Source organism: Catenulispora acidiphila DSM 44928, from assembly GCF_000024025.1.
Lineage (GTDB): Bacteria > Actinomycetota > Actinomycetes > Streptomycetales > Catenulisporaceae > Catenulispora > Catenulispora acidiphila.
Window position 1 is genome coordinate 5,211,058 of sequence record NC_013131.1, and the last position, 22,976, is coordinate 5,234,033.

24 protein-coding genes are annotated in these 22,976 nt (G+C 70.3%); 13 read left to right on the forward strand and 11 right to left on the reverse strand.

What is annotated here, in order from left to right; genetic code table 11:
- Positions 1–78 precede the first annotated feature (78 nt).
- Positions 79–1,674 carry an MFS transporter gene (locus CACI_RS22645; RefSeq protein ID WP_015793170.1) on the forward strand — a complete coding sequence of 532 codons (1,596 nt, stop codon included), beginning with the start codon at positions 79–81 and terminating at the stop codon, positions 1,672–1,674.
- On the opposite strand, the gene CACI_RS22650 is transcribed toward CACI_RS22645, so the two are convergent.
- Together CACI_RS22650 and CACI_RS22655 are read right to left on the reverse strand one after the other, a co-directional pair.
- Positions 1,640–3,061, reverse strand: coding sequence for an MFS transporter (locus CACI_RS22650; RefSeq protein WP_015793171.1), 1,422 nt, complete (start codon positions 3,059–3,061; stop codon positions 1,640–1,642). The two genes, CACI_RS22645 and CACI_RS22650, sit on opposite strands and share 35 nt — an antisense overlap.
- Entirely contained in the window at positions 3,058–3,618 is a 561-nt protein-coding gene (locus CACI_RS22655) for a TetR/AcrR family transcriptional regulator (protein WP_015793172.1), read from the reverse strand. The genes CACI_RS22650 and CACI_RS22655 overlap by 4 nt, the downstream gene beginning before the upstream one ends.
- A gap of 122 nt (positions 3,619–3,740) precedes the next feature.
- On the opposite strand from CACI_RS22655, the gene CACI_RS51390 reads away from it, so the two are divergent.
- Complete coding sequence (locus CACI_RS51390; protein ID WP_015793173.1) at positions 3,741–4,448, forward strand: hypothetical protein; 708 nt, start codon at positions 3,741–3,743, stop codon at positions 4,446–4,448.
- Here CACI_RS51390 and CACI_RS22665 read toward each other — a convergent pair.
- Both CACI_RS22665 and CACI_RS22670 read right to left on the reverse strand, forming a co-directional pair.
- Positions 4,425–5,087 carry a class I SAM-dependent methyltransferase gene (locus CACI_RS22665; RefSeq protein WP_015793174.1) on the reverse strand — a complete coding sequence of 221 codons (663 nt, stop codon included), beginning with the start codon at positions 5,085–5,087 and terminating at the stop codon, positions 4,425–4,427. The genes CACI_RS51390 and CACI_RS22665 overlap by 24 nt on opposite strands.
- Before the next feature lie 57 nt (positions 5,088–5,144).
- Complete coding sequence (locus CACI_RS22670; protein WP_015793175.1) at positions 5,145–5,390, reverse strand: Smr/MutS family protein; 246 nt, start codon at positions 5,388–5,390, stop codon at positions 5,145–5,147.
- 329 nt (positions 5,391–5,719) lie between these two features.
- Here CACI_RS22670 and CACI_RS22675 point away from each other — a divergent pair, with 329 nt between their 5' ends.
- On the forward strand, positions 5,720–6,415 hold the full coding sequence (locus tag CACI_RS22675) for a type 1 glutamine amidotransferase domain-containing protein (protein ID WP_015793176.1): 696 nt from the start codon (positions 5,720–5,722) through the stop codon (positions 6,413–6,415).
- An 86-nt stretch (positions 6,416–6,501) separates the two neighbouring features.
- Here the strand turns inward: CACI_RS22675 and CACI_RS22680 are convergent, their stop codons facing one another.
- Entirely contained in the window at positions 6,502–7,677 is a 1,176-nt protein-coding gene (locus CACI_RS22680) for a baeRF3 domain-containing protein (RefSeq protein ID WP_015793177.1), read from the reverse strand.
- Between the two features lie 338 nt (positions 7,678–8,015).
- Here CACI_RS22680 and CACI_RS22685 point away from each other — a divergent pair, with 338 nt between their 5' ends.
- Entirely contained in the window at positions 8,016–9,359 is a 1,344-nt protein-coding gene (locus CACI_RS22685) for a DUF2254 domain-containing protein (RefSeq protein WP_190276797.1), read from the forward strand.
- A 99-nt stretch (positions 9,360–9,458) separates the two neighbouring features.
- On the opposite strand, the gene CACI_RS22690 is transcribed toward CACI_RS22685, so the two are convergent.
- Positions 9,459–10,346, reverse strand: coding sequence for a YwqG family protein (locus tag CACI_RS22690; RefSeq protein ID WP_015793179.1), 888 nt, complete (start codon positions 10,344–10,346; stop codon positions 9,459–9,461).
- A gap of 96 nt (positions 10,347–10,442) precedes the next feature.
- Here CACI_RS22690 and CACI_RS22695 point away from each other — a divergent pair, with 96 nt between their 5' ends.
- A complete protein-coding gene (locus CACI_RS22695; RefSeq protein WP_015793180.1) occupies positions 10,443–10,787 on the forward strand; it encodes a DUF952 domain-containing protein in 345 nt (114 codons plus the stop codon).
- 163 nt (positions 10,788–10,950) lie between these two features.
- Positions 10,951–12,021, forward strand: a complete 1,071-nt coding sequence (locus CACI_RS22700; protein WP_015793181.1) for a mannose-1-phosphate guanylyltransferase — start codon at positions 10,951–10,953, stop codon at positions 12,019–12,021.
- A gap of 101 nt (positions 12,022–12,122) precedes the next feature.
- Here CACI_RS22700 and CACI_RS22705 read toward each other — a convergent pair whose 3' ends face one another.
- Positions 12,123–12,923: an FHA domain-containing protein gene (locus CACI_RS22705; RefSeq protein WP_015793182.1), complete on the reverse strand. Its 801-nt coding sequence runs from the start codon at positions 12,921–12,923 to the stop codon at positions 12,123–12,125.
- 143 nt (positions 12,924–13,066) lie between these two features.
- Here CACI_RS22705 and CACI_RS53560 point away from each other — a divergent pair, with 143 nt between their 5' ends.
- Both CACI_RS53560 and CACI_RS45950 read left to right on the forward strand, forming a co-directional pair.
- Complete coding sequence (locus CACI_RS53560) at positions 13,067–13,189, forward strand: hypothetical protein (RefSeq protein WP_015793183.1); 123 nt, start codon at positions 13,067–13,069, stop codon at positions 13,187–13,189.
- A gap of 932 nt (positions 13,190–14,121) precedes the next feature.
- Positions 14,122–14,931, forward strand: coding sequence for a C40 family peptidase (locus CACI_RS45950; protein WP_015793184.1), 810 nt, complete (start codon positions 14,122–14,124; stop codon positions 14,929–14,931).
- Between the two features lie 79 nt (positions 14,932–15,010).
- On the opposite strand, the gene CACI_RS22715 is transcribed toward CACI_RS45950, so the two are convergent.
- The 3 genes from CACI_RS22715 to CACI_RS50145 form a co-directional block, all read right to left on the reverse strand.
- The gene (locus CACI_RS22715) at positions 15,011–15,859 is read right to left on the reverse strand and encodes a family 1 encapsulin nanocompartment shell protein (protein ID WP_015793185.1); all 849 of its coding nucleotides are present in this window, start codon (positions 15,857–15,859) and stop codon (positions 15,011–15,013) included.
- Between the two features lie 2 nt (positions 15,860–15,861).
- Entirely contained in the window at positions 15,862–16,932 is a 1,071-nt protein-coding gene (locus tag CACI_RS22720; protein WP_015793186.1) for a Dyp-type peroxidase, read from the reverse strand.
- Positions 16,933–17,040: 108 nt separating this feature from the next.
- Entirely contained in the window at positions 17,041–17,445 is a 405-nt protein-coding gene (locus CACI_RS50145; protein WP_015793187.1) for a DUF4232 domain-containing protein, read from the reverse strand.
- Between CACI_RS50145 and CACI_RS50150 the strand changes: the two genes are divergently transcribed.
- From CACI_RS50150 to CACI_RS22745, 4 genes are all read left to right on the forward strand, one after another.
- The gene (locus CACI_RS50150) at positions 17,444–17,839 is read left to right on the forward strand and encodes a hypothetical protein (protein WP_041540416.1); all 396 of its coding nucleotides are present in this window, start codon (positions 17,444–17,446) and stop codon (positions 17,837–17,839) included. The genes CACI_RS50145 and CACI_RS50150 overlap by 2 nt on opposite strands.
- Positions 17,840–17,864: 25 nt before the next feature.
- A complete protein-coding gene (gene bioB, locus CACI_RS22735) occupies positions 17,865–18,965 on the forward strand; it encodes a biotin synthase BioB (RefSeq protein ID WP_015793188.1) in 1,101 nt (366 codons plus the stop codon).
- A gap of 72 nt (positions 18,966–19,037) precedes the next feature.
- Positions 19,038–19,262, forward strand: coding sequence for a hypothetical protein (locus tag CACI_RS22740; RefSeq protein WP_015793189.1), 225 nt, complete (start codon positions 19,038–19,040; stop codon positions 19,260–19,262).
- A 150-nt stretch (positions 19,263–19,412) separates the two neighbouring features.
- Positions 19,413–20,279: an LLM class F420-dependent oxidoreductase gene (locus tag CACI_RS22745; protein ID WP_015793190.1), complete on the forward strand. Its 867-nt coding sequence runs from the start codon at positions 19,413–19,415 to the stop codon at positions 20,277–20,279.
- 331 nt (positions 20,280–20,610) lie between these two features.
- On the opposite strand, the gene CACI_RS22750 is transcribed toward CACI_RS22745, so the two are convergent.
- A complete protein-coding gene (locus tag CACI_RS22750) occupies positions 20,611–21,357 on the reverse strand; it encodes an ArsR/SmtB family transcription factor (RefSeq protein WP_015793191.1) in 747 nt (248 codons plus the stop codon).
- Positions 21,358–21,423: 66 nt separating this feature from the next.
- Between CACI_RS22750 and CACI_RS22755 the strand changes: the two genes are divergently transcribed.
- Positions 21,424–22,671 (forward strand): MFS transporter, encoded by a 1,248-nt coding sequence (locus CACI_RS22755; RefSeq protein ID WP_015793192.1) that lies wholly within the window; start codon positions 21,424–21,426, stop codon positions 22,669–22,671.
- The last annotated feature ends 305 nt before the right edge of the window (positions 22,672–22,976 follow it).

The window sequence follows — 22,976 nt, forward strand, 5'->3', positions numbered from 1 at the left end:
CCGCAGATCTCGCCGGGTTCGGCGGTGCTGCTTGCGGAGTCCTTCTCGTGTCATCAGTGGGTTCACAGGGGAGAGAACATGTCCGAAGCCGCACCGGTCCACGGCCGGTCGAAGAACCTCGTCCTGGCGGCGATGATCTTCGCGGTCGCGATGACCTTCATCGACCAGACCATCGTCTCCATCGCGGTGCCGGAGATCCAGACCAAGCTGGGGCTGTCGGCGACCGGCGTGCAGTGGGCGGTCAACGCCTATCTGCTGGCGCTGGCCTCGCTGTTCGCGTTCGGCGGCCGGCTGGCCGACACGCTGGGGCACCGCAAGATGGTGACGGTCGGCGTCATCATCTTCGCCGGCGCCTCCGCGCTGTGCGGCGCCACGCCGAAGGGCTCGCTGGCCGAGGCCTGGCTCATCGCCTTCCGGGCGCTGCAAGGTCTGGGCGGTGCGATCATGTTCCCGGCGGCGCTGGCGATCGTCGTGCAGACCTACGAGGTGCGCGAGCGGGGCAAGGCACTGGCCACGTTCTTCGGCATCTCCGGCGCGCTGACCGCGATCGGCCCGATCATGGGCGGCTTCCTCACGCAGTGGACCTGGCGCGCGATCTTCTGGGTCAATCTGCCGGTCGCGGCGATCGCGATCCTGCTCATCGCGCTGTCCAAGCCGGTCACCGACTTCCGCCCGGCCAAGATGGACTACCGCGGGCTCGCGCTGATCACCGGCGGCATCGTCCTGGGCGTCTTCGGCTTCCAGCAGGCTCCGCTGTGGGGCTGGACCAACCCGGCGATCGGCCTCTGCATCGCCGCCGGCCTCATCCTGCTCATCGTCTTCTACCGGGTCCAGCGCCGGACCTCCTCGCCGCTGATCGACATGGACATCTTCCGCAACCGCACGTTCCTGGTCGAGAACATGGTCCTGGGCGTGGCGATGCTGGTGTTCGTCCCGCTGTTCCTGTTCTCCAGCGAGTACGCGCAGATCTCCCTGGGCAAGGAGGCCAAGGACGCCGGCGTGTTCCTGCTCTTCTTCTTCATCGGCTTCGCCGTCGCCACCCAGATCGGCGGCCGCATGCTGGACCGCATCGGCGCCAAGCGCCCGGTCAGCATCGGCTGCGCGGTGGCCGCGGTCGGCTTCTTCCTGTGGGCGCAGAAGGTCACCACGCTGGACTTCGGCAAGCAGCAGTGGTTCATCGTCCTGGCCGGCGCCGGCATGGGCCTGATGCTCTCCCCGGCCAGCACCGACGCGGTGAACCAGGCCGGCCGCTACTCCTACGGCGAGGCCACCGGCATCACCCAGACCATCCGCAACTACGCGGCGAGCCTGGGCCTGGCGGTCCTCGGCACGACGCTGGTGACCCGGATGCGCACGAACGTCGCCGACCAGATGGTCGCCGAGCTGCACGTCCCGCGCGCCGTCGCCGATCAGCAGGCGGCGAGCCTGGCACAGATGCAGGGCGGCAAGTCCTCCGGCGGCTCCTCGGGCGGCGGAACCACCGACCTGTCGCAGATCCCGCACTTCTACCGGCTGGCCTTCGCCCAGTCGACCGAGACGATCTTCTACATCATGGCCGGGATCATGGCAGTGGCCGCGGTCATCGCCTTCGTCGGTCTCCAGGGCGGCGTCGCCCCGCAGACCGCCGACGAGGCCGAAGTCACCGCTCCGGTTCCGACTCCGGGCGCAGCGTAAAGCTGATCCCCAAGGCGATCGCGGTGACGGCGGCGCCGATCCACGCCGTCACCGTGAAGCCTTCGTCGGTGGGGAAGACGGCGCCCGCCGGTGTGTGCGCGGCCAAGAGCAGGGCGCTCAGGGTACTGCCGAGCGAGAACCCGATGCTGCGCACCACCTGGTTGACGCCCATGGCGCTCGCCGTCTCCTGCGCCGGAGTCACCTCCAGGATCACCGCGGGCATCGCCGCGGAGAAGGCGCCGACGCCCAAGCCCAGCAGCGTCATCGACACCAGCGGACCGGCGATGGACCCGCGCGCCACGGCGAACAGCGCGAACGCGCCGATCACCACCGCGGTCGCGGCCGTGACCAGCGCCGGCGCCGACAGATACCTGCGCACCCGCGGGCTCAGGCGGCCCGCCACGAAGCCGACCACCGAGAACGGGACGAGGAACAGGCCCGCGGTGAACGTGCTCAGCCCGAAGCCGTAGCCGGCGACGCGCGGAGTCTGCACGTACCGGGTGATGCACGACAGCAGCAGATACATTCCGACACCTGCCACCAGCATCGCGGCGTTCGCGCCGGCCACCGCCCGGTGTCGCAGCAGACGCAGATCGACCAGCGGATTGACCAGGGCGCGTTCCCGCAGCGTCCACGCCACGAGCAGCAGCGCCGCGACGACCCCGCCGACCGCCACCGCCAGATGGTCCTGCCACAGACTCGCCTCACCGAGGACGAGCAACAGCACCAGCACCCCGGCGGTGAGCAGCAGACTCGCCGCCGCGTCGGGCGCGGGAGCGACAGGCTGCTGCGAGGCGGGGAAGAAGCGGAACGCCACCAGGAACGCCACCGCCGACAGTCCCAGCGCGGCCGCATAGGCGAGCCGAATGCCACCGACATCGGTGAGGTAGCCCGCGAGCGGATACCCGAACCCGACCCCCGCCGTCGAGGCGACCGAGATCATCGCGATCGTCGAGGCGGCCCGCGCCTTGTCCAGATGCTCGCGCGCCGAGGCCATCATCAGCGGTCCCAGCGCCAGCCCGCACCCCTGCGCCGCCCGCCCCACCAGCAGCGGCCCGAGCGGCAGCGGCAGCACCGTCAGGACACTGCCGACCACGATGACACCGAGCGTGCCCAGCACGACCGGACGCCGGCGCGCCCCGGACCCGAGCCGCCCGAGCACCGGCGTCGCCACCGCCCCGGTGAGCAGCGAGACGGTCAGCGTCCACTGCGCCGCCGCGAGCGAGACGTGCAGCGTCGTCGCGACGCTCGTGATCAGCGGCCCGCCGACGCTGCCGACCACCGCCATAACCACGCCGATGAGCAGCAGCGCGCGGGGGAGCGGCGTGGCGGCGGCAGCCTGCGGCTCGGCGCGCGTCCTCTGTCCTATCGGATCGGCGCCGCTCACTGATTGGTCTCGCTGGTGATGTGCGTGAACAGCCCGGGCTGGATCCGCGTGCGAACCCCCTGAGCCCAGGGCTCCTCCAGCTCGCGAAGCTCCAACGCCGCCCCGTTGTTGAGCAGCATGCCGAACGCCAGGAACGTCTTGACCGTCACCGGATCCAGCCCGGTGGTATCGGCGACCAGCCGCCACATGCCCGCGAAGCTCTCCCGCACCGCGTCGCGCACCTCCGGCTCACTCGCCGCCGCAAAGCCCTGCAACTGAAGCAGCAGCGCCGTCCGATCACCGAGCAGCGCGTCATAGGTGGTACCCATCGCCGACAGCGCATCCAGCCCACGCAGCTCCCCAGCCGCCTCCCGCATAGCGCCGGTGAGCTGTTCGAACGCTGATCTCACCACCTGAATGAACAGGGCCCTCTTCGACCCGAACAACCGAAAGACATACGCCTGCGTGATCCCCGCCCGCCGCGCGATCGTCTCGGTGGAAGTCCCATGCAACCCCCCGAGCGCGAACTCCTGAGCAGCAATCGCCAGAATCTGCGCCCGGCGCTCGTCAGCGGTCATCTTCGGCGGTGAGGAAGGCGTCATGCAGGCATGTTACTACTCACTAACAAGTAACTGTGCGGATCTGTACGGTCGTGCGAACCCCGGCACGCGGGCGGAGGATGGACGGAGAAGGTGACGCAATGCACGCCAAGCTCATCGCACTGATCGTGGTGCTGGGGAGCGCTGCGGGCGGGTGTGCCTCGACGGCCACCGGCTCGGCGGCCCAGCCGAGCGGGTCGCCCTCGCCGACCTCGACGCAGTCTTCCTCCGCCAAGCCATCGACCCCTTCCACGCCGACAACCCAAGCCACGCCATCGACGCCATCGGCGCCGCCGACCACGACGGTCACTGTCACGAAACCGCCGCCGGCTCCGGCCGCCACCGCCACCAGCCCCGCGGCGACACCCGCGCCGACAGCGCAAGACCCGGAGGCCGTGGTCTCGGCGTTCTACGCGGCGATCAACGCGCAGGACTACGCCACCGCCTGGAAGCTGGGCGGCAGCAACCTCGGCTCCAGCTACAGCGATTTCGCCGCTGGCTTCGCCGGGACGGCGCACGACTCGCTGACCATCACCGGTGTGCAGGGCAACACGGTCGACGTGCACCTCGAGGCGCTGCAAAGCGATGGTTCGACGAAGGTGTACGACGGCTTCTACATCGTCAGCAACGGCGCGATCACCGAGGGGCGGCTGAGCCAGAGCGCCACCACCGTCGCGCCGACCTCGCCCAGTGCGCTGCCGCAGCGCGGCGAGTTCTGCCCCGACGCGGACGCGGGCCTGACCGCGCAGGATGCCTCCGGCAACACCCTGACCTGCGTCTACGAATCAGGTGCGTTCCACTGGCACTGACGCGCGGCGCTGACCCGCTCGGCGTTCTGCTCCGGGCGCGGTCCACTCGATCATGTAGCGCAGCTGGAGTGTCCGGTGCCAGCGTGCGCCGGGCAGGGTGTCGAGCGCTGTGCGCTTGGACTGGGCCCAGGATGGGATGTCGTCGAAGTTCATCGGCATGCCGTCCGGGCCTGATTTGCCGCCGTGGGCCAGTCGTATGGTCTGCACTATCGGCAGCTGGGCGGCGGCGATCAGCCAGTCCACGGCCGATCGGCTCATCGCCAGTCCGGCCACGGCCAGGCGGCCTCCCGGTTCCAGGAGCGATGCCATGGCCTGGAGCGCGGCTTCGGGGTCGAGGTGGTGCAGGACGGCGACCGAGGTGACGAAGCCGAAGGAGTGGCGGGGGAGGACGCCGTCGCGGACTGCCGCGAGGAAGTCGGCTTCGACCACCTCGACGTCCAGTTCGGCGGTGCGGCGGCGGGCTTGTTCGGCCATGTCCGCCGATGCGTCCAGGGCCACGACCCAGTTCGCGCGCGTGGCCAGCTTCTGCGCGAGCAGGCCGTCGCCGCAGCCGACGTCCAGCGCCGAGCGGCAGTTCGGCGGCATCGCGCGCACGATGCGCGCGTGGTGCGCGACGTTGTGGTTCCAGTAGTCCGTCACATCAGGTCAGACGCGGTTCGGCGGCGGGGCGGTTCGGGTCGTCGTGTAACAACACGGTTACCGGAAGTGCACCAGAATCCGGCCGGCGTTGCCCGGGTCCTCCTCGACGCGCGTGTAGAGCCGCTTCAGCTGCCGCTGCTCGAGGAAGGCCAGGACCCGGCGCTTCAGTGTCCCCGAGCCGCGGCCGGGGATGATCTCCAGGACGTCGACGCCGGTCGCCGAGCAGCGGAACAAGGCCTGCTGGACCGTGCGGTAGATGGCGCGGTCGTCGCGGAAGACGCCGTGCAGGTCGAGGGTCTCCATCGCCGTGGCCTCCCGGGTGGTGGTTGCTCGCGCGGCGTCCATCGTCTCGTACGGCGGCGGTTGCCGACCAACTTGCCGACCAACTTGCCGACCAACTGTGGCTGAGTCTGAAGCAGAGCCTGAGCCCTCGAACCCTCAAGCTGAGGTTGAGCCTCAGCCCGGAACCGGCGCCGAAGAACCCTGAAGTCGACCTTGAACCAGGGCCTTGACCTGGGAGTCTTCGGCGCCACCGAGATGATCGGCATTGATGATTTCGGAAGGTAGCGAGCCAGGTCACGCGGACGGCGCCGTGGGGTTGCCCGCGGCGCCGCGCCTGCGAGCCTGGGCATATGTCCGAACAGCCTCCCGCCGCCGACCGTCCCCGGGTCCTGTTCATCGTCAGCGCCGCGCACCAGCTGACCATGAAGGACGCCACCCTTCTCACCACCGGCTTCTGGGCCGAGGAACTTCTCGTGCCGCACCAGGCGTTCACGCAGGCCGGCTTCGACGTCAAGTTCGCCACCCCGGCCGGCCTGGTCCCGCAGCCCGACCCGCGAAGCCTGAACGCCCACGACGGCGCCGAGCTGGACCACCTCCCGGACCTGCGCACCCCGCTGGTCCTGGACGACGTCGAACTCGACGGCTACGAAGCCCTCTTCGTCCCCGGCGGCCACGCACCCCTCGAGGACCTGGCCACCGACCGCGTCGCCGGGACCCTCATCACCGACGCCCTCACAGCCGGCAAACCAGTCGGCGCAGTCTGCCACGGTCCAGCCGCCTTCCTCGCCGCCCACCGCCCCGATGGCACCCCCGCCATCGCCGGCTACCGCATCACCGCCTTCACCGACGAAGAGGAACGCCAAGGCGGCCTCGCGGACAACATGCGCTACCTCCTGGAGGACAAGCTCGTCGAGCTCGGCGCCGACTTCGTCCAAGGCCCGGCGTTCCACGAGCACACCGAGACCGACCGGAATCTGCACACCGGGCAGAATCCGCAGTCGTCGGCGCAGATCGCCGCGGACATGCTGGAGGCTTTGGGGCGGTAGCAGAGCACAGAGCGCGGCGACGGAGCCCGGGTTGCTGCCCCGGGCTCCTTCGCCGTGCTCGTTGTGGTCCTTGTCGTCGTCGGTGCTCAGTACCGCAGCGCCGCCGCCACCCCCGCGGCGTCCGCCAGCGTCCCGTCCGGCACGAACAGGATCTGCGCGCCGCTCTCCACGGCGTTCTCGACCAGCTGCTCGACGATGTCGGTGTCGACGCCGGGCTCCGGCGGCTCGAAGTCCTCCTTCGGCTGCGGCAGGGTGACCGGTTCGGGGTAGGGGACGGTGGCCAGGTCGCGGCCGTCGCCGCCGATTCTGCCGGCGATCAGCAGGCCCTCCTCGACGAGGAGGCGCTGGACGCGCTTGTCGGCGGTCGCGGTCCAGACCTCGGCCGGGCCGCCGGCGTACTTGTTCTGGGAGCGGGCGTCCTGCAGCTCCGTTACGGCTGCGGCGACCTGCTCGGCGCGGTAGGCCTCGACCGCCGGTGCGACGCGCTTGGCCAGGTCGGAAGGGGTGTCCTTGTCCATGCCGGTCAGGGGCAGGGTGCCGGCGACCACGTCGTGGTGGCCGGTGAGGTCCAGGAACGCCGCGAGGATCTTGTCGCCGCCGATGACGAACAGCGGGAGGCCGTCGTGGGCCTTCAGGGCGCGGCCGAGGTTCTTGTCGACGGTGCGCAAGTACTGCTTCACGTACTCCTCGTGCGCCTCGTACGGCTGCGCGCGCGGGATGGGCCCGGGTACCGCGTCCTCCGGCGAGGGGATGGCCGGCGCGTCGGGGAAGCCGTGCTCCTTCACCTCCCGCAGCCGCGACGCCGCGCCCCGGTACAGCCGGCACATCTCCTGGTCCAGCACCAGCACCAGGTACGGCCACGAACGCTGCTCGGCGGCGGCCAGGTAGCGCGTCAGATACCGGTCGGCGAACTCCACCCGCGGCAGCACCTCGGCATCCGTCGGCACCTGCCAGACCTGCGTCGGATTCGCCGCACTGACGTAGACGACCAGCTCACCGGCCGGCACACCCGGATCCACCAGCTCCGCGACAGCCTCCGGCGACAGCTTCCCATCCCGCAGCGCCAGCCGCACCTCCCGCTCGACCTCGGCATCCTCAGCGAGCTGCCGCTGCGCCTCGGTGCACAACCCGCGCAGCAGAATGCGGTCCTTCTCACTGAAGGGCGCCTTCGGATCGACCGGCATGACCATCGTCACCGCCGGATAAGGACGCGGCGAACGCAGCGTGGCCAGGGTTTCGGGCGTCAGTTCGGAGATGTCCACCCCGCCACTGTCGCGCGCGCTGTCGGCGGGGACCTGTCGTTGAATCCATTCGTGTGGCGGGGCGGATACCCCGCGGCTTCGGCGAGCGGCTCGGCGAGTGCGGCGACCAGCCTCACAGCCCGGTCGCCGCACACCGCCTATTGTGCAGCGACCGCGGTTCCTGCGGCGGGTCCGGTACTTTGGCAGCGTCCTCAGAGGAGTTCACGGCGACAGCTGTCTGCCGGTTCGCGGCGCGGGCGCTACCCGGATGGCCCATTCGGGGCGTCGGATCCGTACCCCGGGAGATGCGATCGGCGAGGATTGCCCTATTGGCGCTCGTATCGGGACAGGGAGCCGCGTTGACGCACGTCGAGCTGCGGCCCGGCTGGCGCCGGGAGGCGCTGCGCACCAGCCTGTGGTGGGTGCCGACGCTGGAGGTCGGGGCGGCGTTCCTGCTGTTCTGGGGCGGGTACCTGCTCGACCGCGCCGCCTACAACGGCACGCTCAAGCTGCCGTCCTGGGTGATCAGCGGCAACGCCGACGCCTCGCGGCAGATCCTGGCGGCGCTCGCCGCGGCGGTCATCACGGTGATCGGCGTGGTGTTCTCGGTGATCCTGGTCGCCCTGACGCTGGCGGCGAACCAGCTCGGACCGCGGATGCTGCGCAACTTCATGCGCGACCGCGGGACGCAGTGGACGCTGGGCACGTTCGTCGGCACGTTCACCTTCGCGATCCTGGTGCTGATCTCGATCGGGCCGGGCAAGCACGGCGACTTCGTCCCGCACGCCTCGATCAGCGCGGTGCTGTTCCTGGCGCTGGTCGACGTCTTCATCCTGATCTACTTCATCCACCACATCGCGGTGCAGATCCAGCTGCCCTACGTCATCGCCTCCATCGCCTCCGACGTGGTGAAGGCGATCGAGGGTGAGGCGGCACCGCCTGCGGGCGGACCGAAGCTCGGGCCCACGCCCCAGGAGATCCTGGCGACGCTGAAGGACGAGCACGGCGTGGTCACCGCATCGGAGAGCGGATACCTGCAGTACGTCTCGCACTCCAAGCTCGTCCGCATCGCCACCGAGGCGGACGCGGTGATCCACCTCCTCTACCGCCCCGGCCACTTCATCGTCGCCGGCCGCCTCCTGGCGACAGTCACCCCGCCGGACGCCGCCCCGCACGTCAAGGAGGCGCTGCGGCGGGCGCACCTGAACGGGCCGTACCGGTCCCTGACGCAGGACATCTCCTTCGGCATCGACCAGCTGGTGGAGATCGCCGTCCGCGCGCTGTCCCAAGCGGTCAACGACCCCTTCACGGCCCTGACCTGCATCGACTGGATCGGCGACAGCCTGCGCCAGGTGGCACTGCGCTGGCACCCGCAGGTGGTCCACCGGGACCGCGCGGGCTACGTGCGCCTGATCCGGACCCAGGCCTCCTACGACCGCCTGGTCCGCCGCGGGTTCGAGAAGGTGCGCCAAGCCAGCGGCGGCGTGCCGTCGGTGATGATCAGGGAGCTGCAAGCGCTGAAGGAGATCATGGCGCAGGCGCCGCGCGTGGAGCAGTACGCGGTGCTGCGCGAGCAGGCGGACATGATCAAGACGTCGGCGGAGCAGTCGATCCCGGAGCCGCGGGACCTGGCGGACGTCGTGAGCGTGTACGACGAGCTGGTGGCGCTGCATGAGCGGTTGTTGCGGGAGACGGGGGATTAGAGGTGCCGCAGCTCCCCAAGCCGGCCGCGTGGCTCGGCTCAGGGAGCTGCGAAGGCTACCGTCTCTTTCTTGCTCGCTCTTACGCGCTCTTACTCGCCCTTACTCGCTCTGCCAGGTGAACGTCGCCTTGGCGAAGTCGCGGGCGGCGAGGTCGTCGCGGCGGATGAGCCAGTACAGGCGGCCGGTGTCGCCCCATTCCATGGCGGCGCGGGCGTCGCTGTCGACCTGCATCAGCATCACCAGCTCCGGGAGGAGGGCTTTGCGGGCGGCCTTGGCGGTGTCGTCGCCGCCGGGGGCGAGGACGTGGGTGACTTCCTTGGTGACCGAGCCGGCCTTGGGCAGGGCGTAGCCGCCGACGCGGTGGTGCGGGGAGTGGTCGCGGCCGAAGGTGGTCAGGGCGTCGTAGAAGCCGTCGCCGTCGGCGTCGCCTACCGTCGGGTACTCGGTGTAGTCGTCGTCGGCGGCCGGGTCCTCGCCCTCGCCGAAGGCTGCGACCAGGGCCGCGTTCTCGTTGTCGGGGGCGGTCGCTATCAACTCGCCGGTGAGCATGACGCGGGGGAAGGCCTCCAGGCCCTCCGGTGCGGGACGGGAGGCGACGCCTTCGGCGTCTTCGGGCACGTAGATGACGCGTGTGCCGCCTTTGATGCTGTCGGGGTCCAGGTACTGCACCGCGTCCTCGCCGACGCCGTTGAAGTAGAAGAAGGACAGCATGCCGGAGTCCGGCACGGGGATGTCCAGTTCCGAGACCGGGATCTCGCCGCAGTCCAGCGCCGCCACGAACGACAGCGGACCGTGGCCCTCCCACACCGGCCACTCCACGTCCGCCGGCAGCAGCGGGTCCCCGCCGAGGTAGCCGACCAGCGGCTCACCGTCGTTCTGCAGGCGCAGGTGGAACCCCGGGCGCAGCAGCTCGATCCACTTCTTGGCGTTCTCCGGGCTGAAGAAACGCCGGCCGGCCTCGGCCAGCGGTGACTCACTGATCTCCATGCGCGGAATGCTTTCAGGTGTCCGCGCGCGCGACAACCCGTTGCGGGATGTTCGTGCCGGAAGCCTAAGAGTTCTGTCCTGCGCCACACTCGGCTCATGACGATCTACCACATCGCCTCGCGAACCGACTGGACTGACGCCCTCACGACAGGCGCGTATCATGTCTCCACTCGAGGTCGCACGGTCGAGCAGGAGGGGTTCATCCACGCCTCCACGGCGCCTCAAGTCGCCGGCGTCGCGAACGCCTACTACGCCGACGCCGAGGACCTCGTCCTGCTCGTCATCGATCCCGAGCGGCTGACCGCGCCGCTGAGGTACGACGCGGTCCCCGGCGCCGACGAGCCGTTCCCGCACATCTACGGACCGCTGAACGCCGACGCCGTCACCGGCACCGCCGAGCTGCGCCGGGATGCCGACGGCCGGTACGTCTTCGAGGGCTGATCCGCGTCGCAGTGCCCTGCTCGATGCGGCTGGATCGCGCCATACCCAGTCAGGCATCGCATATCGGGTGCGGTGGCACGCACTCTGGGGAATGGGTCGAACAAGGTCGAAAAAGACATCGTCCCCCGTCCCCCTCTTCGGAAGGTGTCACCCCGTGTATTCGATGATCCTGGCCGGCGGCAGCGGAACCCGGCTGTGGCCGCTGTCCCGGGCCGCGAACCCCAAGTTCCTGCACCGTCTCGGCGGAACCGACCAGACACTGCTGCAGGCGACCGTGGCCCGGGTGTCCGCGCTGTCGCACCCGGACCAGGTCTACGTCGTGACCGGGGTAGCGCACGCCGCGGCGGTGGCCCGCCAGCTGCCGCGCGTGCCCGAGGACAACATCCTGGTCGAGCCGGCGCCGCGCGATTCGCTGGCGGCGATAGGGCTGGCCGCCGCGGTGATCGCGCGCCGTGATCCGGAAGCTGTGGTCGCCGTGTACTCGGCGGACCATCTGATAGGCAGACAGGAACGCTTCGAGGAACTGATACGCCTGGCCGCCGACGCGGCCGAAACCGGGGCACTGGTGACCGTCGGGATCCGCCCCACCCGCGCCGAGACCGGCTTCGGCTACCTGCACCGGACCGAGCAGATCGCGCCGGGCGTGCACCGGATCGCCGAGTTCCGGGAGAAGCCGTCAGCCGACGTCGCTGCCGGGTATCTGGCCTCCGGCGAGTATCTGTGGAACGCGGGCATGTTCGTCTTTCAGGTCCGGGCGTTCCTGGCCGAGCTGGAGCGGCAGCGTCCGCGGCTGCACGCCGGGATCGCCGCCATCATCGAGGCCTGGGACGGTCCGGACCACGAGATCGTATTCGGCGCGGTGTGGGACGACTTGGAGAAGATCTCCGTGGATTACGGCGTCATGGAGGGCGCTGCCGCGGCGGGCAAGGTGGTCACGGTCCCGGCCGACTTCCCGTGGAGCAACATAGGCGATTTCCACTCCCTCGGGGAGTCGCTGGACGGCGACGCCGACGGGAACGTGGTCCTCACCGACGCGGCGGTGCCGACGCTGCGCGGGGTCGAGGACTCGGTGGTGGTGTCCACGACCGGCCGGGTGGTGGCGGTCGTCGGGCTGCGGGACGTGGTGGTCGTGGACACCGAGGACGCGCTGCTGGTGTGCCCGCGCGACCGGGCGCACGAGGTGAAGCAGGTGGTGGACGGGCTCAGGGCGGACGGGCACGCGGCGCACGTGTGACGGGGTTTGTCTGACAGGGCCCTGATTTTTGACGCAGAGCCCTGAATTTCTAGTCGCCCCCGCTATCGATTCCGACCATCGATCCCTGCTACTGATCCCGCTTACACATTCTCGCCGAGGGCGTACAGATCCTCCGGTACCAGCGTCGCGTTGCGCAGCAGGGCTCGGATCAGGTTGTCGTTCAGCGTGTTGCCGAGCGGTTCGACCATGCCGGGTTCCTTCACGATGCCGCGGATCGCGCCCGGGCCGGTTGACAGGCGGGCGCGCAGTTCGGAGATGCGGCGCTCCACGGCCTTGGCCGTCCAGGGGTGGACCGGGTTGGGCTGGGCCTCGTTCAGGTCGTCGGCGGCCTGCTTCCAGGTGACCGGCGCCGGGTAGGGCTCGCGGCGCAGGTAGCGCTGGCCCAGGGCGATGAGCATCAGGCGCTCGACCGGGGACAGGTCGGTGACGTCGGAGGTCAGGGTGCGGGCCTGGCCGACGTCGCCGGGGCGGCGGCCGGGCGTGCCGACGATGTGCACCTCCAGCAGGTGCGTCCGGCGGTTCGGCGTCTCGATGGTCAGCGGCGTGTAGCCGGGCCCGACGGTCACCTCGTGGTGGCGCAGCACCGGTTCGGTGCCGGGCATCAGGATCGGGCGGCGGCCCTCGTTGCGCAGCCACCACTCGTCGCCGTCGCAGGTGAAGACCCCCGCGAGCCGGCTGACGAACTCGTCGTCGCCGCCGATCACGACGTGCACGTCGGCCTCGGCGCGCCCGAAGTGCAGCGTGAACTTGCGCGGCGGCACCGCGAAGCCGCTGGGCCCGGCCTTGACGAAGATGGTTCCGGCTGGTGCGGGCGGCACGCCGCCGGCCAGGCTCGGCAGATCCTGCGGCAGGACTTGCGGGATGAAGTCCCGTATTTGCATGCTGGCCCATTTCCTCGGCCGGCCCGGCGGCGGGTCCGGCGGCGGTCTAAGTGGTGTCCCCAAGGCGTACGCGATGCCCGACGAGCAGCGTACTTCGGATCAGCGGGGAGGGGTCCCGCCCCCTCGGTGCTCCCATAGTTCCCATGGTGAACACGGATTTCCTCCAGGACGACGACGTCGACAACGAAGCTCCGTACCGGACCTTCGGGCTGGGTCTCAGGGCCCGGCTGCAAGAGCGAGTAGGCATTCGCCGCGAGCACCTTTGACCGGACTGATCGATCTGATCAAGCGGATCGGATCGGCCGGACAAGGGCTCGAACACGCACACGAGGCTTCCGCTGCACCGCCGGCCACGCCGCCGACGGTGCAGCGGAGGGGGTGACTGTCCCACGGCGGGGGCCGCGGGGACAGTCGGCCGGGATCGGCCCAGCCAGTGGCCGATACCGGCGCCAGGGCGGGGGAACTGCCTCACCACCGGTCACGGGGCCGGTCGGCGAGGCGGGGCCGGCCGCTCGGCCGGCGGGGGCCGGGCGGATCGGCCACGGGCGCCGGAGGGGAAGCCGGCACCCGGCAAAGACGGGGGAACGTCCGTCCGACGGTCACGGGGCCGTCCGGCCGGACGACGAGGGGGACAGGTCCCGCGGCGGGGGTCCGCGGGCGCCGGGCCGGGATCGGCGACGAGGCCGATCCCGGCGGCCAGGGGGTCGGGCACGGGGGTGCTTCTCCGACGGTCACGGGGCTGTGCGGCGGGGCGTGGGGGTCGGGTCGGCGGCGGGAGCCGACCCGGAGCAGGACAGGGGTGCTTCGCCGCTCGGCGCGATGTCGGTCGGCGGGGCGAGGCGGAACCAGCAGGGTGCTTCACCGCCGGTCACGGGGCCGGTCGGCGGGGCGCAGGGGTCGGGTCGGCCGGGGGTCGGCCTGAAAGCAGGGCAGCGCGACGCGCCGCCTCTCCGACGGTCACGGGGCCGTGCGGCGGGGCGGTTTCGTCGTGTGCGGCGACGGTTGGGTCGGTGTCTCGGCGGTGGGGGCGACAGGACTCGAGTTTGGTCACCCTTGGTTCCGTGTTCCGGGCAGGTGGCGGGTCAGGGCGCTGCGCCGTCCGGGGGTGAGCAGGTATGGGGGGTGGCGGGGGGCGGTAGGACGATCTTCGGATATTCGCAGGAATCTGTCCTGCTCCGGACCGAGGGAAGTGAACGGGATGCAATGTCATAAACCCGGGCACCGTGCTCGCGCACGGTGCGTTTCCGCACTGCTGGCAGCCGGTGCGCTGCTGGCCGCCGCCGCCGATCACCTCGGCGGTACCTCGGAGCGTCCTGCGGTCCATACCGCGGCGCTCGGCATACCCTCGGCGCTGAGCACGGCGTCCATACCGGCGCTGCTGACCGGGGTGCAGGCACCGGCGCCGGTGGCGCGGCGTGTCCAGCCGGCCAAGACCGTGCGGAAGACGGCCAAGACGACTAAGCCCACCAAGACCATCAAGTCCAGCAAGGCCACCAAGACCGTCAAGACCGTCAAGACCAGCAAGACCCCCGCCCAGCACAAGAGCGCGTCGAGGCCCGCGTCCAACTCCAAGCCCCGCTCGAACTCGCGCTCGCGCCCCGCGCCGGTCCGCCACACCAACTCCTACCTGCTGGCGCACCTGCCCCCGGCGAAGAACAAGAAGGCAGCCGCCGCCGTCCACGAGGCGCTCGCCCTCATCGGCGTCCCCTACCGCTGGGGCGGCACCACGCGCGCCGGCTTCGACTGCTCGGGCTTCACCCAGCACGTCTGGGGCGTCGCCGGCGTCAAGATCCCGCGTACCGTGCGCGCGCAGGCCAAGGCCGGCACCCACATCTCGCTGAACAAGGCCGAGCCCGGCGACCTCGTGGTCTTCTATCCGGCGCAGCACCACGTCGGCATCTACGTCGGCAACGGTCTGGTGATCGACTCGCCGCACACCGGCGCCAAGGTCCGCCCCGATCCGGTGCGCTCCATGCCGGTCTCGGTCGTGGTCCGGGTCAAGGTCTGAAAAGCACCTCGCGCCAGACTCCACACCCTCTCGGGCGGAGTCTGGCGCGAGCCGTAGATCCAGAGCGGCTACACCGTCGTCATCGCGACCGCCTGCCCAGCTTGCCGTCCTTGGCGCTGGCGTCCTTGCCCATCCCGCTCAGCGGCACCGCGGCCTCGGCGGTGTACGGCAGGAACGTGAACGACTGCGTGAAGTACAGCCGCACCTTCTCCGCCGTGTGCGACTCGTACCCGATCGACAGGTCCTGTCCCAGCTGCAGCTGGTAGTCGCCGCCGCGGCCGGACAGCAGCACGCCGCCGGTGATCGCCGGCGCCCAGATCACGTCGCCGTCGATCAGGCGCGCGACGTGCTCGGCGACCGGGTAGCCGTGGTCCACCGCGTCCGAGAGCGCCTGGTAGGCGTCGGCGCCGAGCACCAGGTGGTAGGGCCCTTCGACGCCGGCCAGCTTCAGCTGCGTGGCCATCCGCGCCACGGTGGTCGGGTAGTCGGCCGGGTCCTCGGGCTGGAGCATCGCCGCGTTGCTGGCGAAGGGGCGCAGGCCGGTGATGCCGGCGGCCGCGTAGCCGTCGGCGATCGCGCGGTCCTCGGTGAACGCCGCGATCTTCGCCGCGTCCTTCACCGGCTGCCAGTCGCTGTCCTGGGCGCCGCGCTCCACGTCGTCGATGCCCGTGCGGTCCAGCTCGAAGGGGATGCGCACCTCCACCAGCGGCTGGGCGCTGCGCAGACGCGCGTGGACGCCGTCGTGCGGAGCGGCGATGGCCGAGGTGTGGCCGTCCCCGACCGCGCCGAGCTCCAAGCCCGCCGGGCCCGCGACGTCCACGACGCGCCTGAAGGCCAGGTACCGCAGCACCGTGCGGCGCGCCTCCTCCTCGATCTGCTCCCAAGCGGCGTCGCTGACCGGGGCTAGGTCGCGGTGCAAGTTGTTCATCATCAGCTCCGTTTCAGGCTTCCGAGGCCCAGGGATCCGTCGGTGGGTCGGGGTCGTGCCGGCGGCGCGGGGTCCGCGGCGGGTGAATCCGAGGGGGACGCGTCGGGTGCGGGGGAGTCCTCGCCGGGCGCCGGCGGCGGGTCGTCCAGGAAACTCTTGGCCGGCACGAAGAAGAGCCCTCCGGTGACCGCCGTGGAGAAGTCCAGGATCCGGTCCTGGTTGCCCTCCTCGTCACCGAGGAACATGTTGCGCAACATCTGCTCGGTGACCTCGGGGGTGGCGCAGTACCCGATGAAATAGGTGCCCGCCTCGCCTTCGCGGAAGGAGCCGAAGGCCATGTTGTGGCGCAGGATGTCCTGTTCCTCGCCGTCCGGGCCGACGACCGTGTTCAACGCCACATGCGAGGTCTTCGGCTTCACCGCGTCCGGCAGCTCGATGTTGTCGATCTTGGTGCGGCCGATGATCAGCCCCTGCTCCAGATCCGACAACGCTCGCCAGGCGGCCATGTCATGGGTGTACTTCTGCACGATCACATAGCTGCCGCCGACGAAGTCCGGATCCCGCTCGGCGTCCACCAGGGCCGCCTCGACCGCCTCGACGCCCTCGGGGTTCTCCGTGCCGTCCACGAAGCCGAGCAGGTCGCGGTTGTCGTGGTAGCGGAAGCCGTGGACCTCGTCCACGACCTTCACCGCGCCGCCCAGGCGCCTCAGGACGTGCTCGGCGAAGTCGTAGCACAGGTCCAGCTGCTGGGCGCGCAGGTGCAGCAGGATGTCTCCCGGCGTGGCCGGCGCCGAGTGCCGGGGACCGTCCAGCGCGACGAACGGATGCAGCTCGGCGGGCCGCGGACCGCCGAACAACCGGTCCCACGCCGCCGAGCCGAACCCGGTGACGCACGCCAGCCCGCCCTCCGGATACCCGAACCCCACGGCGCGCGCGTACGCGCTCAGGTCGGGGACCACCTCGCGGACCGCGTCCTCGCCGCCGTCCTCGATGGTCAGCACCAGGAACATCGCCGCCGAGGTCAGAGGGCTGACCACCGGCTGGGCGGCGTCGGCGGGGGAAAGCTTGGGCATCGGGCGGATCTCCTCGCGGCTCGGGCGTCCCAACCCTCCCGACCGTAACAGCCGCCCGATGCCGCCGCCTGTCGGGAGGGGGTCGGCATCAGGAGGCCGAGGCCGACGTCAGTACGTCGCGGTCTGGACGTCGCTCTCCCAATAGGTGACGACCGCCGCGCTGTCGATGTACTGCGACCCCGGCGGCATCGCCACCGACGCCGGCCGGCCCACCCCGCCGCCGCCCGCGCTGGGCTGCAACTGCAGCAGCAGCGCCGGGACGTTCTTGCCGTTCGAGCCCGAGCCGTCCGCCGCGCTGGTCATCACGCCCGCGTACGCCGAGGCGCCCGGGAGCAGCACGATCGCGCTCGCCGGCTTGGTCGCGTCGGCGGCGGGGATCGGCGTCGGCTGCGCCTGGTAGGTGCGCAGCATCGGGTACTTGTTCAGATGACACGGCAGCTGCGAGATGTTCTTCGCCTGGATCATTACGTGGTTGATCGGCTCGCGCAGCGGCTCGATCGTCAGTTTCAGCATGTCGGTCGAACAGTCGCCCGGTCCGCCGGGACCCGGGGAGGTCGGCTTCGGCGGCAACGAGGAGGACTCGGAGGCGGACGCCGCCGAGGACGTCGCTGAGGAGGCTGCCGAAGTCGCCGAGGAGGCCGCGGCGGCAGTAGTCGTGCTCGAGCTCGGCGCCGAGGTCGAACTCGAACCCGAACTCGAAGCCGCCTTCGGCGTGGACGTCGAACTGCCGCACCCGGCGGCCAAGGACACCGCCGCCAGCGAGGCCGCCAGCGCCCCGCCCACCCGTATGCCGATCGGCCGGCTCGCATCAGAGGTGTTCATTTCGAGCAGCATGCCATGGACGGCGGCGCGCGCCGGAACGAACCCCACAACGTTCCGATCACGTCCTTGTGGCAGCCGCCGATGACCCGCTCGCCGACCGTCGCGCCACGATGAGGACCATGACCCAGTCCTTTGCGCACAGCACCCTCGACGCCCTGCTCTCCGACCTGGTCAGCGCCGCTTTGGACGGCCGGGCGCCGACCCGCGAGCAGGCCCTCGCGCTGTTGGCGAGCCCTGATGAGGACGTGCTGGACGTCGTCGCCGCGGCCGGGCGCGTGCGGCGGACGTACTTCGGGAACCGCGTGAAGCTCAACTACCTGGTGAACATGAAGTCCGGGCTCTGCCCTGAGGACTGCTTCTACTGCTCGCAGCGGCTCGGCAGCGAGGCGGAGATCCTGAAGTACTCCTGGATCAAGACCGGCGAGGCCGCCGAACTCGCCGCGAAGGCGGTCGGCGCCGGAGCCAAGCGGGTCTGCCTGGTCGCCTCCGGCCGCGGGCCCTCGGACCGCGACGTCGAGCGTGTCGCCGACACCGTCGCCGCGATCAAGGACGGGACGCCCGACGTCGAGGTCTGCGTCTGCCTCGGTCTGCTCAAGGACGGCCAGGCCGCGCGGCTGGCCGCCGCCGGCGCCGACGCCTACAGCCACAACCTCAACACCGCCGAGGAGAAGTACGCCGACATCTGCACCACGCACACCTTCGCCGACCGCGTCAGCACCCTGCAGGACGCCACCGCCGCCGGGCTGTCCCCGTGTTCCGGCGCCATCTTCGGGATGGGGGAGAGCGACGAGGACGTGGTCTCCGTCGCCTTCGCGCTGCGCGACCTGGACCCGGATTCGGTGCCGGTCAACTTCCTCATCCCCTTCGAGGGGACCCCGCTCGGCGGGCGATGGGATCTGACGCCGGCTCGATGCCTGCGGATCCTGGCGCTGTTCCGGTTCGTGTTCCCGGACGTCGAGGTGCGGCTCGCCGGCGGTCGGGAGATCCACCTGCGGACCCAGCAACCGCTCGCGCTGCACCTGGCCAACGCGATCTTCCTCGGCGACTACCTGACCAGCGAGGGGGCGCCGGGCGCCGACGACCTGGCGATGATCGCCGACGCCGGGTTCAGCGTCGAGGGGCGCCAGGAGACGACGCTGCCGACGGCGCGCGCCGAGCAGGTGGCTTTGCGGCGGCGCGGGGCTGGGACGCAGGTGGCGGCCAACACCTGAGGGCCTGTGCCAACTCGTCCCCGATCGGGCCGGGGAAGTGGCGCGATCCCGACAGATGCCTACGTTGGAAGTATGGACACCAAATGGGGCATCACCACACTTGTCGTCGGCGCCTACCTGCTGGCGCTGGGCATCGCCGGGATCAACGCCAACTCCGGCGGGGTGGTCGCGGTCTTCGCCGTGGTGCTGGTGCTCGGGTTCGTTCTCACCGGCTGGTCGGTGGTGCTGCCGTGGGACGGCGGCAAGGCGCGCGCCGCCGCCCACCGCGACGCGCCGGGACCGGTGCCAGCGCCCTGACGCCGGCCCGCGGTGCCCCCGGCGTGTTTGATGTCTGCCACTGACATGTGAGGCGCGGCGGGAGTAGTTTCCCTGGGGGAGCGTCGGCAGGCAACGAGCCGCCGGCGGGTCCCCCATTACGTTTTGGTGCCCCTCGCGAGGAGATAGACCATGGAACTCGGGCTGCACATCCCCAACTTCACCTACCCCGGCGGCCCCGCGACCCTGGCCGACGACCTGACCCGGGTCGCGGTCACCGCCGAGGAGGCCGGCTTCGCCCGCGTGAGCGTCATGGACCACCTGTTCCAGATCGCCAACGTCGGGCCCGCCGAGTACGACATGCTCGAGGCCTACACCACCCTGGGCTACCTGGCCGCCCGCACCGAGAAGGTCCAGCTCCTGGCCTGGGTGACCGCGGTGACCTACCGCGAGCCGGGCCTGCTGGCCAAGGCCGTGTCGACCCTCGACGTGCTGTCCAAGGGCCGCGCCTGGCTCGGCATCGGAGCCGCCTGGAACGGCGAGGAAGCCGCCGGCCTCGGCCTCCTCTTCCCCAGCACCGCCGAACGCTTCGAGCGCCTGGAAGAAGCCCTGCAGATCTGCCAGCAGATGTGGAGCGAGAGCGACGCACCCTACGAAGGCAAGCACTACAACCTCGCCCGCACCCTGAACTCCCCCCAACCCCTCCGCACACCGCCCATCCTGATCGGCGGCGGCGGCGAAAAGAAAACCCTCCGCCTCGTAGCGAAGTACGCCCAAGCCTGCAACCTCTTCGCCAGCCCCGAACTCGAACACAAACTCGACGTCCTCCGCACCCACTGCGAAAACGAAGGCCGCGACTACGACACCATCGAGAAGACCGTGATGATGCCCCTGAACATCGGCGACAAGGGCGAGAACATCCCCGCCATCCTGGAGCAGATCCGAGGCTTCGCAGCCCTCGGCGTCGCCGAGGTTCACGGCTCGGTGCCCGACGTGTGGCAGACCGAGCGCCTGGAGCTGATCGGCCGGGAGCTGATTCCGGCGATGGCGGAGCTGTAGGGCTGATTCGGGTGGGGTGAGGTTTCCGGTTCTGCTGGTTCCGGCTCGCGGGTTGGGCTGGCAGGGCCGGAGCTTTTGGTTGTCTTGGCGCGAGTGTCTCTGGAGTGTGGATAACAGGCCCCAAGCGCTTTTGCTCAACCACCAGAAAGATCTCACGCCTACGGCACACAGCAAGCGTGAACTGGGTCGGATCCGCGCCGCCTGCGAACTCGGACGTGGCGTCAGACCGGGGTGGCAGTGTGATCGGCATGTCTGCCATCGAAGCCCTGCGCCGCGAGTACTCCGCCGAGGCCGGTATGTTCCTTGACCTCGCGCGCATCTGTGAGCTGAATCAGCTCGCGGCCGGCGTCAAGATCTCCGCTGACAACCCCAGTCGCTCGCCGAGCACATCGCGTCCGGCCGGGGTGACGATCACCGCGCGCGTGCTGCCGATGCGCTTGATCCAGCCGTGGGCTAGGGCGTGGTCGCAGAGTGCTGCGGGGATGGTGCCGGCCAGGTGGGGGCGGCGTTCGGTCCAGTCGAGGCAGGGGCGGAGGGCTGGGCGTCTGCCTGTGGCTGCGACCTTGATGCCCTGGTCGGAGAGCCATTTCTCGCCTGTCGGAGTCAGGCGGAGGCCTTGTTGCCAGTCTATGAGTGCGTGGTCGGTCATGGCGTTCGTGATGGCTACGCCGAGGGTGCCGGCTAGGTGGTCATAGCAGGTGCGGGCGTGGGCTAGGGCTCGGCGGCGGGTGTCGGCGGAGAGGGTGCGGGGGGCGGGGGAGGGGTGGAGGGGGGCGGCTGCGGCGAGGGTTTCGATGAGGTCGGCGATGTGCGGGTTTGCTAGGTGGACGTAGCGGTGGCGGCCTTGGCGCTCTTCGGTGAGGAGGCCGCCGGCGACCAGGGCGTTCAGGTGCTCGGTGGCTGTCGACAGGGCCACGCCGGCGTGGCGGGCTAGTTCAGTGGGGGTCCAGGCGCGGTTGTCGAGGAGGGCCAGGCAGAAGGTCGCGCGGGTGGTGTCGGCGAACAGGCGGGCGATCGAGGCCAGGTCGGTGCCCGCATAGAGCGGGATCTCGGCGGCCACCGGACGCGTCGCGTTCATGCGGCGATTATCGCCGGGCGGTACTTCGGCGGCCACCGAAGCGTCGTCCGCCTACGGTCGGCGCCCATGACCAGCACGATGAGTCCCGCACCGCGGCGGCCCGACGACATCCGCAGCACGGCACCCCTGCTGCGCAACCGCCCTTACCAGGCGGTGTCCTGGTCGCAGACCTGCACCGACTTCGCCGAGCAGTTCCTGATCGTGGCGATCACCTGGGCCGCCGTGCACACCTTCGGCGGCGACCGCCTGGGGTTGGTCCTGGCTGCCTGGGCGGTCCCGCGCGGATTGCTCCTGCTGTTCGGCGGCGTCCTGGCCGACCGCAAGGACCGCCGCGCCGTCGGGGTCGCTGTCGGCATGCTGCTCTGCCTGCTGAATCTGTCGGCCTCCGTTGTTACTGGGCGCGATGAGTTGTGGGCGTGGCTGGCCCTGGCCGTCTGCCTTGGTGTCCTGGACGCGGTCCGGCTGCCCCTCGGCTCCTCGCTGCTGCCGCTGATCGTCGGCCGTGAGCGCCTGGTGGAGGCGAACCGCTGGGTCAGCCTGCGCGAGTGGGGCGCGATGACAGGCGGACCGGCGCTCGGCGGCGCCCTGGTCGCACTGCTCGGAACCGGCAGCACGCTGATCACCGCAGCGGTCATGTACGCGCTCAGCAGCATCCTGCTGGCGCAACTCCCATCCCTGCGTCCCGACGAGGAGCAGCCCCGCGAACCGGTCCTCGTCGAGCTGTCCCAAGGGCTCGCGATCGTGCTGCGCCATCGCCAGCTGCGAACCCTGCTTCTGGCATTCGCGCTGGCCAACCTGTTCATTCTGGGTCTGGTCGGGGTGGGCATCCCGCTGTTCGCCAAGGAGGTCCTGAAAGCCGGCCCGCAGGGTCTTGGCGTCCTCGCCGCGGCCTTCGGTGCCGGCCTCGTGCTCGGCACGCTCCTGTGCCATCGCCTGCCCGACCGCTGGCAGAGGTCTCAGCAGATGATCTTCGCCTTGTTCATGCTCAGCGACTGTCTGCTGGCCGTGGTGGGACTGGCGCCGAATCTCCTGCTCGCGGCAGCGGCGTATGGCGCCTCCGGACTGGTCGCCGGTCCTCCCGCCACGTACTACCGCGCGCTCCTGCAGACGCTTCCGCCGGCGGAGTACCTGGGACGCGTCACCAGCATCGCGCGCGCCACCTCCTTCGGGCTGGAACCGGCATCGACCGCCGGTGTCGGTGCACTGTCCGCACGCCTGTCGGCGAGGACGTTGTTCGTGGTCGGAGGCTGTGCGGCAGCGGTCGTCGACCTGATCGGCCTCACGCTCAGCAGGCATCGGAATAGAGAAAATTAGATAACAGGCCCCAAACTTCTTCTCACATCTGACTCACCACGGCCGTCACCACAACCTTTCAAGGAGCCGCCTCCGGCGGCACTCCTCTAGGACAACCAACCGCTTTGCGAACTCGGGGGAGTCCGCCCCGAACCGCCGCCCCACGATCACGTCACCCGCCGGCCATCCCCGTACCACCTCGCCGCCATGCTCCCGACGCTTGCCTTCGCTGTGATGACGCTGAGTTCGTCTTCTGCCCGGGTACGCTCCCGGCGCGGAGGGCGGCGCCGAGTGTAATCCCCGGGGCGTCGTCGGAATTCGCGTGA